The sequence below is a fragment of the Streptomyces sp. cg35 genome (assembly GCF_050410835.1).
Lineage (GTDB): Bacteria > Actinomycetota > Actinomycetes > Streptomycetales > Streptomycetaceae > Streptomyces.
Genome location: NZ_CP191268.1, coordinates 732,405 through 745,144, shown reverse-complemented (window position 1 = coordinate 745,144; position 12,740 = coordinate 732,405). Strand labels below are relative to the sequence as shown.

The window sequence follows — 12,740 nt, the reverse complement described above, 5'->3', positions numbered from 1 at the left end:
CCGGTCAGCCGGCCTCGAACGGCCCGCGCCCCAACTGCTCCCGCACCGTCGTGACGGGGGCGTTCACCAGGTCCCGCCGCTGCCAGTTCGCGCCGTCCACCACCAGCGTGTGCCCGCTGACGAAACGTGCGTAGGGGGAGGCGAGGAAGGTCGCGGCCCAGCCCAGCTCCCGTGGAGTGCCCACGCGCAGCGCGGGCTGACGGGCGCCGGGGTCCTCGGCGCGGTCGAGGTTGGCGCGGATGTCGCGCGTCATGTCGTCGTGCGGCATGAGGCCCGGCACCAGGCCGTTGACCTGGATGCCGTACGGGCCCCACTCCACGGCCAGCGTCTCCACCATGTTCTTCACGCCCGCCTTCGCCGCCGCGCTGTGCGCGAACCCCGGGCCGCCCGTCCACGCGTACGAGGCGCCGACGGCGATCACCGAGCCCGCCGTGCCCGCCGCGAGATGCCTGCGCGCGAACTCGCGGGACATGAAGAACGTGCCGTTGAGAGTGATGTCGATGACGGAGCGCCAGCCGTTGGGCGACAAGTCCTCCGCCGGTACGGGGAAGTTGGCGGCCGCGTTGTTCACGAGGACGTCCGGGACGCGGCCGTGCGCCGCCGCGGCCGCGTCGAAGACCTCGGCGATGCGCCCCGCGTCCCGGATGTCACAGGCCGCGGCCGTGACCGGCCCCGCCCCCTCGATCGCCGCCAACTCCTCGCGGGCGGGCGCCAGATGCTCGGGGCTCCGGCTGACGATCATCACGGCGGCGCCGAGCCGGGCGAACTCGGCGGCGACGGCCCGCCCGAGCCCGGTGCCGCCGCCGGTCACCAGGACGAGCCGGTCGTCGTACGTGCCCGGGGGCAGCGCCGCGGCGCCGAGCGGGGGAGGGGCGGGCAGTCCGTGCGGTGCGCTGGAGGACGTCATGCGGGCATGGATACTCCTGGACCGCTCAATCCTCCATGCCCGCGCGGTACTTCACGCGCCGGTCCGCGCCGTGCGGGCCCGCGCCACCGCGCGCTCGCCCTCCGGTGAGAACACCCCGGCCCGCCGCAGCGCCGCGGCCCGCTCCAGGTCGGTGTGGAGCAGGTCGGCGTTGATGGTGGTCCCGGCCCGGTACCCGGCGCTCGCCGCGTTCACCACCTGCTCCGCCGGACCCGCCGCGTTGCCCACGGCCCACACGCCCGGCACGCTGGTCAGCCCCGTCGGGTCCACGTCGGCGAACGGACCGGCCGGGGTCTCGCGGGTCCGCGCGCCGAGCGCGGTGAGCAGCGCGTCCCGCGGCACCATGCGCGGCGGCACCACGAACACCGACCGCGCGAAGACCCGGCCGTCCGCGAGCCGGACCCCGCTCAGCGCGTCGTCGGTCACGACGAGCCCGCCGACCTTCCCGCTCACCACGCCCACCCCGGCCGCCGCCAGCATCTGCCAGTCGGAGTCCGGGAGTTCGTCCTCGTCGGTACCGTCCAGGAAGAGCGTCACGTCGTCCGACAGCTGACTGAACAGCAGGGCCTGGTGGATGCCGGACGCCTTCGCGTGGAGCACACCGATCGCCCGGTCCCGGACCTCCCAGCCGTGGCAGTACGGGCAGTGCATCACGTCGTCGCCCCACCGCTCGGCGACGCCGGGGATGTCCGGCAGTTCGTCGACCAGGCCGGTGGCGACGACGAGCCTGCGCGCGTGCACCCGGCCGCCGTCCGCGAGGCTCACGTCGAACTCCCCGGACCCGACGGGTTCGGCCGCCGTCACCCTGTCCCGGACGAGCCCGACGCCGTACGCCGCGACCTCCCGCCGCACCTCGGCCAGGAACGCGCCGGGCGGCATGCCGTCCCGCGACGGGTACCCGTGCATGTGCGCGGCCGGCGCGTTGCGCGGCTCGCCCGCGTCCACGACGAGCACCGAGCGGCGCGAGCGGCCCAGGACCAGCGCCGCCGAGAGGCCCGCCGCTCCGCCGCCGACGACCACGACGTCGTACGCGTCCGTGCTGTGCTGCTGATGTCCCATGGTGACCGCCTTGTGCGTGAGTGCTGCGTCTGCGTCCCTCCCGAAGGTGCACCCGGTCTCGCCGTATTGACAAACGGCTTTGCCGAAACTGCAATGGAATCATGAAACCGCACCACCGTGACCGTGAAGACGAACCCTCCGAGGCGAGTACGGACGCCGTGCTCTCCGGGGTCGGACCGCGCCTGCGCGCCCTGCGCAAGGAGCGCGGCGCCACGCTCTCCGGGCTCTCCGAGACCACCGGTATCTCCGTCAGCACGCTCTCCCGCCTGGAGTCGGGCCTGCGCAAGCCCAGCCTGGAGCTGCTCCTGCCGATCGCCCGCGCCCACCAGGTGCCGCTCGACGAGCTCGTCGGCGCCCCGCCCGTCGGCGACCCGCGCGTGCGCCTGAAGCCGATCGTGCACTACGGCCGGACGATGATCCCGCTCACCCGGCAGCCCGGGGGGCTCCAGGCGTACAAGGTGATCGAGCCGGCCCGGCAGATCGAGCCGGACCCGCAGACGCACGAGGGCTACGAGTGGCTTTACATGCTCTCCGGCAGGCTGCGGCTTGTCCTCGGCGAGCACGACGTGATCCTCGGGCCCGGGGAGGCGGCCGAGTTCGACACGCGTACGCCGCACTGGTTCGGGTCCACCGGTGAGGGGCCCGCCGAATTCCTCAGCCTCTTCGGGCCGCAGGGCGAGCGGATGCACGTGCGAGCGCGCCCCACGCGCGCCGCGGCGGACTGACCTTCCGTGAGGGCATTCCCAGGACGACAAGCGACCGCTTAGTATGCGGCTGAACCCGGTAGCGGAACCAGGTGTGACGCAGCAGTCCCGACGCAGCAGTCCGTGGAGGCCCCGCATGCAGGCATGGCAAGTGCACGAGAACGGCGAGCCGAGCGAGGTGATGCGCCTCGAAGAGGTCGAGCGCCCCGTGCCCGGTGACGGGCAGGTCCTGCTCAAGGTGCGCGCCGCCAACATCAACTTCCCGGACGCCCTGCTGTGCAAGGGGCAGTACCAGGTCAGGCCGCCGCTTCCCTTCACGCCCGGCGTGGAGATCTGCGGCGAGACCGAGGACGGCCGCCGGGTCATCGCCAACCCCGTGCTGCCGCACGGCGGCCTCGCCGAGTACGTCGTCGCCGACGCGCGCGCCCTGCTGCCCGCGCCCGAGGCCCTGGACGACGCCGAGACGGCCGCCCTGCACATCGGCTACCAGACCGGCTGGTTCGGTCTGCACCAGCGCGCGCGCCTGCAGGCCGGCGAGACGCTCCTCGTGCACGCCGCCGCGGGCGGTGTCGGCAGCGCGGCGGTCCAGCTCGGCAAGGCCGCGGGCGCCCGGGTCATCGGCGTCGTCGGCGGCCCCGAGAAGGCGAAGGTCGCCCAGGAGCTGGGCTGCGACGTGGTCGTCGACCGGCGCTCCGAGGACGTCATCGCCGCCGTGAAGGAGGCCACCGGCGGCCGCGGCGCCGACGTGATCTACGACCCCGTGGGCGGCGACGCGTACACCCAGTCCGCCAAGACGGTCGCCTTCGAGGGCCGGATCGTCGTGGTCGGCTTCGCCAGCGGCACCATCCCGAGCCCCGCGCTCAACCACGCCCTGGTGAAGAACTACTCGATCCTCGGCCTGCACTGGGGCCTGTACGCCACCAAGAACCCGAGGCTCATCCCGCACTGCCACGAGAAGCTCACCGAGCTCGCCGCGCGCGGTGCCATCAAGCCCCTGGTCAGCGAGCGCGTCGATCTGACCGACGCCGCGGCCGCCGTCCAGCGCGTCGCCGACGGCGTCACCACGGGCCGCGTCGTCGTCATCCCGGGACTGAACGCGCGCACCGAAGGAGCCGCCGCATGACCGTCGACGCCGCGCAACTGCGCACGCTCACCCAGGAGTTCCTCGCGGCCAACCCGCCGGCCGGCACGCCCCGCGCGGACTTCCTGACCGCCCGCTTCGACGCCGGGCTCGCCTGGGTGCACTACCCGAAGGGCCTCGGCGGCCTCGACGCGCCGCGCGCCCTGCAGGCCGTCGTGGACGCCGAGCTGGAAGCCGCTGGCGCCCCCGACAACGACCCCCGGCGCAACGGCATCGGCCTCGGCATGGCCGCGCCGACCATCCTCCACTACGGCACCGACGAGCAGAAGCAGCGCTTCCTCAAGCCGCTCTGGGTCGGCGAGGAGGTGTGGTGCCAGCTGTTCAGCGAGCCCGGCGCCGGCTCCGACCTCGCCGCGCTCGGCACCCGCGCGGTGCGCGACGGCGACGACTGGATCGTCAACGGGCAGAAGGTGTGGACGTCCGGCGCGCACAACGCCCGGTTCGCCATCCTCATCGCCCGCACCGACCCGGACGTGCCCAAGCACCGCGGCATCACGTACTTCGTGTGCGACATGACCGACCCCGGCGTCGAGGTGCGGCCGCTGCGCCAGATCACGGGCGAGGCCGAGTTCAACGAGGTGTTCCTCACCGACGTCCGCATCCCCGACGCCCACCGGCTCGGCGCGGTCGGCAACGGCTGGAAGGTCGCGCAGACCACCCTCAACAACGAGCGCGTCGCCATCGGCGGCATGCGACTGCCGCGCGAGGGCGGTCTCATCGGCCCGGTCGCGAAGACCTGGCGCGAGCGCCCCGAGCTGCGCACCCACGACCTGCACCAGCGCCTCGTCAAGCTGTGGGTCGACGCCGAGGTCGCCCGGCTCACCGGTGAGCGGCTGCGCCAGCAGCTCGTCGCCGGGCACCCCGGCCCGGAGGGTGCCGGAATGAAGCTCGGCTTCGCCCGGCTCAACCAGGAGATCAGCGGTCTGGAGGTCGAACTCCTCGGTGAGGAAGGCCTGTTGTACGACGACTGGACCCTGCGGCGCCCCGAGCTCGTCGACTTCGCGGGCCGTGAGGCCGGATACCGCTATCTGCGCGCCAAGGGCAACAGCATCGAGGGCGGGACGAGCGAGGTCCTGCTGAACATCGTCGCCGAGCGCGTCCTGGGCCTGCCGCCCGAGCCGCGCACCGACAAGGACGTCGCCTGGAAGGACCTGTCCCGATGAGCACCCAGCCCGACCTGCTGTACTCCGAGGAAGAGGAAGCGCTGCGCTCGGCGGTCCGCGATCTGCTCGCCGACCACTGCGACGCCACCGCCGTACTGGCCCGCATCGAGACGGACGAGCCGTACGACCGCGCCCTGTGGAAGAACCTCGCCGAGAGCATGGGCCTGGCCGGACTCCTCGTCCCGGAGGAGCACGGCGGCCAGGGCGCCTCGCACCGTGAAGCCGCCGTGGTCCTGGAGGAGTTGGGACGCTCGGTGGCCCCGGTCCCGTACCTGACGAGCGCCGTCATCGCGACGGAGGCCCTGCTCGCCTGCGACACCGACGAGGCACGGGCACTGCTCGCGTCCCTCGCCTCCGGCCGCACCCTCGGCGCGCTCACCGTGCCCTTCTCGGCGACGCCCGGGCGGGACTTCAAGGACGTACGAGAAGAGGGCGGGGCGCTGACCGGGCGCGTCACCGGGGTCGCGGACGCGGCCGCCGCCGATGTGCTCCTCGTGCCCACCGAGAGCGGCCTGTTCGCCGTGGACGCGACGGCGAGCGGGGTCACCGTCGACGCCCAGATCTCCTTCGACCGCACGCGCCCGCTGGCCGCCGTCACGTTCGAGGGCGCGGCCGCACGCCCGCTCGCCGGCCATGCCGCGCCCGCCGTCCGCCGCGCCCTGCGCGCCGGAGCCGGCCTCCTCGTCTCGGAGCAACTCGGCCTCGCGGACTGGCTGTTGACGGAGACTGTGCGCTACACGCGGGAGCGCCACCAGTTCAACCGACCGGTCGGGTCCTTCCAGGCGCTCAAGCACCGGCTCGCGCAGCTGTGGCTCGAGACGGTCAACACCCGCGCCGTCGCGCGGAACGCGGCCGACGCGCTCGCCACCGGCAGCGACGACGCCGATGTCGCGGTGGCCGTCGCCCAGGCGTACGCGGCGCCCGTCGCCGTGCGCGCCGCCGAGGAGGCGCTCCAGCTGCACGGCGGCATCGGGATGACCTGGGAGCACCCGATCCACCTGTACCTCAAGCGCGCCAAGGCCGATTCGATCGCGCTCGGGACCGCGGGCCGCCACCGGGAGGAGCTGGCCGAGCTGGTCGACCTCCGGGCGCCGTGAGCCGGACATGACCCCCGGCTTTACCTGCCCTTGACGAGATGGCACTATTGCGACTCATTCGCAATAGTGGTTGATCTTGAATGGGGGTGGGCGGCGTGGCACGGCCGGCAAAGAGCGTCATATCAGGGGCAGCGGTCACCGCACTGGCGTTGACCGCTGCCGCCTGCGCGACGCCGGACGACGACGCGAAGGGCGGCGGCGCGGACAGCGCCGTCGTCGGTATCGCCTACGAGCCCGACACGCTCAGCCCGCTCCTCGGCTACGGCAAGGACGGCAACTCCAAGCTCTTCGACGGACTGCTCACGCACGACGCCGACATGAAGCTGAAGCCCGCGCTCGCCACCGCACTGCCGAAGGTCACCGACGGCGGGCGCACGTACACGTACACCCTGCGCGACGGCGTGAAATTCAGCGACGGGAAGCCGTTCACGTCCAAGGACGTCGTCTTCACGTACGAGACGATCCTCGACAAGAAGACCAACAACGCGTCCAGGACCGAGCTGGACGCCGTCAAGAGCGTCGAGGCCAAGGGGGACGACACCGTCGTCTTCCACCTCGAGTACCCCTACGCGCCGTTCGCCGAGCGCACCGTCCTGCCCATCGCGCCCGAGCACGTGGCGGGCCGGCAGGACGTGAACAACGGCGCGTTCACCACCCGGCCCGTGGGCACCGGCCCCTACACGCTGGTCACGTGGTCCAAGGGCGAGAAGCTCGTCTTCAAGGCCAACCCCGACTACTGGGGCGGCGCGCCGAAGATCAAGAACTTCACCATGGCCATCATCAAGGACGACGACGTGCGCGCCACCCGGCTGCGCTCCGGCGACCTCGACGGCGCCATCCTCCCGCCGAACCTCGCCAGGACGTTCAAGGACGACACCGGCAAGAAGACGTACGGGGCGAAGACCTTCGACTACCGCGTCGTCACCCTGCCCACCGGCAACAAGGTCGCGGGCGACCGCGCGATCCGCCGCGCCCTCGACATCGGCGTCGACCGCAAGACCATGGTCGACCGGATCCTGGAGGGCGCGGGCAAGGCGGCGTACGGCCCGGTGCCGACCGACAGCCCCTGGTTCGCGAAGGGCACGGAGCGCACGTACGACGTGGCGAAGGCCAAGAAGCTGCTGGACCGGGCGGGCTGGAAGGCCGGTGCCGGCGGCGTCCGCGCACGCGACGGAGTCCGCGCGTCCTTCCCCCTGTGGTACCTGACCGGCGACAAGCTCCGCCAGGACCACGCCCTCGCCTACGCCTCCGACGCCAAGAAGCTCGGCATCGACATCAAGGTCGAGTCCGGCACCTGGGAGGTCATCGAGCCGCGCATGCCCAAGGACGCGGTCCTCGCCGGCGGCGGCGCGCCCGCCGACCCCGACTTCGACCAGTACACGCTGCTCAAGTCCTCCCTCGCCGGGGACGGCTTCAACAACATGGCCTGGTACGAGAACGCCGAGGTCGACGCCGCCCTGGAGGACGGCCGCCGCAGCGGTGACGACACCGAGCGGCGGGCCGCCTACGACACGGTCCAGCGCGAGCTCGTGAAGGATCCCGGCTACACCTTCCTCACGCACATCGACCACCTCTACGTGGTCGACGCACGCTTCGGCGGCCTCACCACACAGACCGAGCCGCACGACCACGGGCTCGCGTCCGGGCCGTGGTGGAACGTGGAGGACTGGCGCGCATGAACCGGCGGCTCCCCTGGGGGCCGATGGCACGCCTGACGGGCCGGCGGATCCTGTTCGCCGCGCCCGTCCTGGCCGCCGTCACCTTCGGCGTCTTCGCGATCGCCGCCGCCTCCCCGTTCGATCCGGTCAAGGCGTACGCGGGCACGGCCGGCCTCACCGCGTCGCAGGAGAACCTCGACCAGCTCCGCGCCAACCTCGGCGTCGACCGGCCGCTGCCCGCCCGCTGGTGGGAATGGCTGACCTCGGCGCTCTCCGGTGACCTCGGCGACTCCGCCGTCCTGCGCCAGCCCGTCGCCGACGTGATCGCCCAGCGCCTCGGCTGGTCCGCCCTGCTCGCCGCCACCGCCTTCCTCCTCGCCATCGCGCTCGGCACCCTGCTCGGGGTGCTCGCGGCCCGTCGCCGCGGCGGCCCGCTCGACCGCGCGGTGACGTCGCTGGCCTACACACTGGAAGCCGCGCCGCCGTTCTGGCTCGGCCTGCTCGCCGTCTGGCTCTTCGCGCTCCGACTCGGCGTGCTGCCCGCGGGCGGCCTCACCGACACCGGTTCCGCGACCGTCTCCGCCGCACAGGTGCTGTCCCATCTCGTGCTGCCCGCGGGCGTGCTGGGCCTCTCGCAGCTGCCGTGGTTCGTCCTGTACGTCCGCCAGGGCGTCGGTGACGCCCTCGACGAGGACCCGGTGCGCGGCGCCCGGGCCCGCGGACTCGCCCCGCGCACCGTCCTGTTCGGGCACGCCCTGCGCTCCGGCACGCTGCCCGTGCTCACCCTCATCGGCTCCCGCGTGCCCGAACTCATCACCGGCGCCCTGCTCGTGGAGACCGTGTTCAGCTGGCCGGGCATCGCCGCCGCGACCGTCCAGGCCGCCACGGCCGTGGACTTCCCGCTGCTCGCCGCCCTCACGGTCCTCGCGACACTCGCCGTCCTCGCCGGGAACTGGGCCGCCGACCTGCTGTACGGCCTCGCCGACCCGAGAGTGGGCTTCGATGGCTGAGCAGACGCTGACATGGCGTACGCGCGGGGCGCGGCGCCGCTCCACACGCGCGTGGCGGGTGTGGTCCTCGGCCGGGATCGTGGGCCTCGTCGTCCTCGCGGTGCTGCTCGTGCCCCCGCTCGCCGACCTCGACGAGCAGGCCGTCGACCTGGCCGCGAAACTGCAACCCCCGTCCTGGACGCACCCGTTCGGAACCGACGACGTGGGACGCGACCTGCTCCTGCGCTGCGTGTACGGGCTGCGCGTCTCGCTGCTCGTCGGCGTCGTCGCGGCCGTCGTGGCCACCGTCATCGGCACGGCCGTCGGAGCCCTCGCGGGCGCCCTCGGCGGCTGGGCGGACCGGGGCGTGATGCGCGTCGTCGACACGTTCTCGTCCGTGCCGCACCTGCTGCTCGGCGTCTTCATCGTCGCCATGTTCCGGCCGGGCGTGTGGCCCGTCGTCGTCTCCGTCGGCCTGACCCACTGGCTGTCGACGGCCCGGATCGTCCGCGCCGAAGTGCTGTCGCTGCGTTCGCGCCCGTATGTCGAGGCCGCGATCTCCGGCGGCGCCTCCCGGTGGCGGGTCACCGTACGGCACCTGCTGCCAGGCGTCCTGCCACAGGCCGCGCTCGCCGCCGTGCTCATGGTGCCGCACGCCATCTGGCACGAATCGGCCCTGTCCTTCCTCGGACTGGGGCTGCCCGCCCACCGGGCGAGCCTCGGCACGCTGGTGCAGAGCGCGCGCGGTTCGCTGCTCGCCGGCGACTGGTGGCCCACCCTCTTCCCCGGCCTGTTCATCATCGTGCCGACCCTGGCCGTCGCGGGACTCGCCGGCGCCTGGCGCGAACGCCTGAACCCGCGCCGCCGATCGGAGCTGACCCTGTGACCCCCGTGCTCGCGGTCGACGAACTGTCCGTGCGTTTCCGGATGCGCGACGGCGCCCACGTGCGGGCCGTCAGCGACGTCTCCTTCGCGCTCGCGGCGGGGGAGTGCCTGGCCCTCGTCGGCGAGAGCGGGTGCGGCAAGTCGGTGCTCGCGTCGGCCCTGCTCGGGCTCCTGCCGGAGAACGCCGAGACCGCGGGCGCCGCACGCCTGGGCGACGGCCTCGATCTGCTGGCCGCCGACGAGAGGACCCTCGCCTGCCGGGTACGCGGCCGCCGCGTCGCTCTGGTGCCGCAGAGCCCCGCCGCTCATCTGACACCGGTACGGACGGTTCGCTCCCAACTCGCCGAAACCGTAGCGGCGTTGAAGGGGCGCCGGGTCGATGTCCGGCGGGCCGTGCACGAGGCCGCCGACCGTGCCGCGTTCCCGCTCGACCACCTCGACCGGTACCCCCACGAACTCTCCGGCGGCCTCGCCCAGCGTGCGGCCACCGCGCTCGCCCTCGTCGGCGACGCGCCCCTCCTCCTCGCCGACGAGCCGACGACCGGCCTCGACCGCGACCTCGTCGACCGCACCGTGGACGAACTGCGCCGCCACATCGGCGCCGACCGGGCGCTGCTCCTCATCACCCACGATCTGGCGGCGGCCGAACGGATCGCCGACCGCGTGGCCGTCATGTACGCGAGCCGCATCGTCGAACTCGCCGACGCCCCGGCCTTCTTCGGTGCGCCCGGGCCCCGCCACCCGTACGCCCGCGGCCTGCTGAACGCCCTGCCCGAGCGAGAGTTCGCCCCGATCCCCGGCATGCCGCCCGAGCTGAGCGCGCTGCCGCCCGGCTGCGCCTTCGCGGCCCGCTGCGCCCGGGCCGACGAGACGTGCGCCAGGGTGCCGGAGCCGGCCGACGGCGTGGCCTGCCACCACCCCGAACCCGCCCGGACGGAGACCCTGCGTGCTTGAACTGAACGCGATCACCGCGGGATACGACCGCCGCGCCCCCGTCCTGCGCGACGTCACCCTCACCGTGCGGCCCGGCGAGAGCGTGGGCCTGCTGGGCCCCAGCGGCTGCGGCAAGTCGACCCTCGCCCGGGTCGCGGCCCTGCTGCACGAGCCGTACGCCGGGCAGGTCGTCATCGACGGCGAGCCGGCCCGGGGCTGGCGTCACCGCGCGCCCCGGGCCCAGCGCACCGCCTTCGGCGTCGTCTTCCAGCAGCCCCGCCTGTCCGCCGACCCGCGCCTGCGCCTCGCCGACCTCATCGCCGAGCCCCTGCGCGCACAGCGACGCGCACACGTCGCGCGGGTCCGGGAGCTGGCGGACGCGGTGGGCCTCGGCGCCGATCTCCTCGGCCGCCGCCCCCATGAGGTCAGCGACGGCCAGCTCCAACGGGCCTGCGTCGCCCGCGCCCTCGTCCTGCGCCCCCGCTGGCTGGTCTGCGACGAGATGACGGCGATGCTCGACGCGTCGACCACGGCGGCGCTGGTGGGCGTGGTGGAGGAGTACCGCCGTGACACCGGCGCGGGGCTGCTGGCCGTCGGACACGACCGGGTGCTCCTCGAGCGGTGGTGCGACCGGACCGTGGATCACGGCAGCACGAGGGACGGCAGGGCACGTCAGTGATCGTTTGACGCCCATGACCACACGCATCAGGCACATCACCATCGACCGGGGAGCGCACCCGCGACGACGAGGTCGTGCGCCTGCCGGCCCTCGGAGTGAGCCTCCACAAGGACCGCCGCCGCCCCGACGGCCTCGGCCGGGTGACCCCGCGCGACCCGGAAGGCAACGAGTTCGGCGTCGAACGCAGCACATCTGAACGGGCGGCAGCCGCGCCGCACCCCGTGACGCCGTTATGAACCCGGGGCGGCAGTCCGGCCAACTCCTTTCCCAGCACTGCCCCTTGGTGCCGGGCGCCCCGCATACTCGCCCATGTCCCCACCCGCCCACCACGGGAGGCACACATGGCCCCGACCACCCGCCGCAGAGCCCTCGGCGCCCTCGCCGGCGCACTGGCCCTCGGCGCCGTCACGCCGCAACTCGCCCAGGCCACGGAGCGCGGGCACGGCCCCCGCCCCCTCCTGCGGGCCCACGCCCACAACGACTACGACCACCCGAGGCCCCTCTTCGACGCCCTCGACCACCGGTTCAACAGCGTCGAGGCCGACATCTACCTCGTCGACGGCGACCTGCTCGTCGCCCACGACCCCGTCGACCTCGATCCGGACCGCACCCTGGAGTCCCTCTACCTCGCACCGCTCGCCGCCCGCGTGAAGGCCAACCGCGGCGCGGTGTACCGCGGACGGCGCATCCCGCTCCAGCTGCTGATCGACATCAAGACCGAGGGCGCGGCGACCTACGTAGAACTCGACCGCCAACTGCGCCGCCACCGCGATCTGTTCACCACCTACGCCCATGGGCGGGTGCGTACCGGGCCCGTCACCGCCGTCATCTCCGGCGACCGCGCCGCCCGCGCCCCGATGGAGGCGCAGCGCACCCGCAGCGCCTTCTACGACGGGCGGCTCACCGACCTCGCAACGCCCGCCCCCGCCTCGTTCGTCCCGCTCATCAGCGACAACTGGGCCAACAACTTCACCTGGCAGGGCGCCGGCCCCATCCCCGCGGCCGAGCGCGACAAGCTGCGCGCCATCGTCTCCGCCGCGCACGCCCGACGCCAGCGCGTACGGTTCTGGGCCACGCCCGACCTCGCCGGACCCGAACGCGACGCTGTCTGGTCCGAGTTGATCGCCGCCGACGTCGACCACCTCAACACCGACGATCTCGCCGGTCTCGAGGCCTTCCTCGACGCGCACGACCGATGACCCGGCTTTAACACCCGTTCGGGGGACAGGTCATGCCCCGGCGGACGCCCTCCGCTACGCCACACTTGCGGCCGAAAGCCACGGTGCCGGCGTGGCGGAGGAGGTACGACGATGTCGCTGTCCATTTCCATCGTGCTGCTGCTCGTGATCGTCGCGGTGATCATCGTGCGCAACGGGGCCATGAAGCTCTCGCACGCGCTGGTCTGCGTCCTGCTCGGCTTCCTGCTCGCGGGTACCGGGGTCGCCCCGACCATCCACAACGGCATCACGGCCACCGCGGGGCTGGTCAGCAGCATCAAGCCGTGACC

Annotated in this window: 13 protein-coding genes; 11 read left to right on the top strand and 2 right to left on the bottom strand. The window is 73.3% G+C overall.

The features are described from left to right. Window positions 1-4: 4 nt before the first annotated feature. Window positions 5-907, bottom strand: a complete 903-nt coding sequence (locus ACQUQD_RS03645) for an SDR family oxidoreductase (RefSeq protein WP_428950452.1) — start codon at window positions 905-907, stop codon at window positions 5-7. A 51-nt stretch (window positions 908-958) separates the two neighbouring features. Then, a complete protein-coding gene (locus ACQUQD_RS03640) occupies window positions 959-1,984 on the bottom strand; it encodes an NAD(P)/FAD-dependent oxidoreductase (protein ID WP_428950451.1) in 1,026 nt (341 codons plus the stop codon). A 101-nt stretch (window positions 1,985-2,085) separates the two neighbouring features. Between ACQUQD_RS03640 and ACQUQD_RS03635 the strand changes: the two genes are divergently transcribed. The 11 genes from ACQUQD_RS03635 to ACQUQD_RS03585 all read left to right on the top strand — a co-directional run bounded on the left by ACQUQD_RS03635 (window position 2,086) and on the right by ACQUQD_RS03585 (window position 12,738). Beyond that, window positions 2,086-2,709, top strand: a complete 624-nt coding sequence (locus ACQUQD_RS03635; RefSeq protein WP_428950450.1) for a helix-turn-helix domain-containing protein — start codon at window positions 2,086-2,088, stop codon at window positions 2,707-2,709. 115 nt (window positions 2,710-2,824) lie between these two features. Further along, the gene (locus tag ACQUQD_RS03630; protein ID WP_428950449.1) at window positions 2,825-3,811 is read left to right on the top strand and encodes an NADPH:quinone oxidoreductase family protein; all 987 of its coding nucleotides are present in this window, start codon (window positions 2,825-2,827) and stop codon (window positions 3,809-3,811) included. Further along, complete coding sequence (locus ACQUQD_RS03625; protein ID WP_428950448.1) at window positions 3,808-4,992, top strand: acyl-CoA dehydrogenase family protein; 1,185 nt, start codon at window positions 3,808-3,810, stop codon at window positions 4,990-4,992. The genes ACQUQD_RS03630 and ACQUQD_RS03625 overlap by 4 nt, the downstream gene beginning before the upstream one ends. Then, a complete protein-coding gene (locus ACQUQD_RS03620) occupies window positions 4,989-6,089 on the top strand; it encodes an acyl-CoA dehydrogenase family protein (protein WP_428950447.1) in 1,101 nt (366 codons plus the stop codon). The genes ACQUQD_RS03625 and ACQUQD_RS03620 overlap by 4 nt, the downstream gene beginning before the upstream one ends. A gap of 80 nt (window positions 6,090-6,169) precedes the next feature. After that, window positions 6,170-7,768: an ABC transporter substrate-binding protein gene (locus ACQUQD_RS03615; RefSeq protein ID WP_428950446.1), complete on the top strand. Its 1,599-nt coding sequence runs from the start codon at window positions 6,170-6,172 to the stop codon at window positions 7,766-7,768. Further along, complete coding sequence (locus tag ACQUQD_RS03610; RefSeq protein ID WP_428950445.1) at window positions 7,765-8,757, top strand: ABC transporter permease; 993 nt, start codon at window positions 7,765-7,767, stop codon at window positions 8,755-8,757. The genes ACQUQD_RS03615 and ACQUQD_RS03610 overlap by 4 nt, the downstream gene beginning before the upstream one ends. Beyond that, a complete protein-coding gene (locus tag ACQUQD_RS03605) occupies window positions 8,750-9,622 on the top strand; it encodes an ABC transporter permease (RefSeq protein ID WP_428950444.1) in 873 nt (290 codons plus the stop codon). Before ACQUQD_RS03610 ends, ACQUQD_RS03605 begins: the two co-directional genes overlap by 8 nt. A gap of 41 nt (window positions 9,623-9,663) precedes the next feature. Then, window positions 9,664-10,575 carry an ABC transporter ATP-binding protein gene (locus ACQUQD_RS03600; RefSeq protein ID WP_428957444.1) on the top strand — a complete coding sequence of 304 codons (912 nt, stop codon included), beginning with the start codon at window positions 9,664-9,666 and terminating at the stop codon, window positions 10,573-10,575. Continuing rightward, window positions 10,568-11,233 (top strand): ABC transporter ATP-binding protein, encoded by a 666-nt coding sequence (locus ACQUQD_RS03595; protein WP_428950443.1) that lies wholly within the window; start codon window positions 10,568-10,570, stop codon window positions 11,231-11,233. The genes ACQUQD_RS03600 and ACQUQD_RS03595 overlap by 8 nt, the downstream gene beginning before the upstream one ends. A 341-nt stretch (window positions 11,234-11,574) precedes the next feature. Further along, complete coding sequence (locus tag ACQUQD_RS03590) at window positions 11,575-12,432, top strand: phosphatidylinositol-specific phospholipase C/glycerophosphodiester phosphodiesterase family protein (RefSeq protein ID WP_428950442.1); 858 nt, start codon at window positions 11,575-11,577, stop codon at window positions 12,430-12,432. A 111-nt stretch (window positions 12,433-12,543) separates the two neighbouring features. After that, complete coding sequence (locus ACQUQD_RS03585; protein WP_428950441.1) at window positions 12,544-12,738, top strand: hypothetical protein; 195 nt, start codon at window positions 12,544-12,546, stop codon at window positions 12,736-12,738. The last annotated feature ends 2 nt before the right edge of the window (window positions 12,739-12,740 follow it).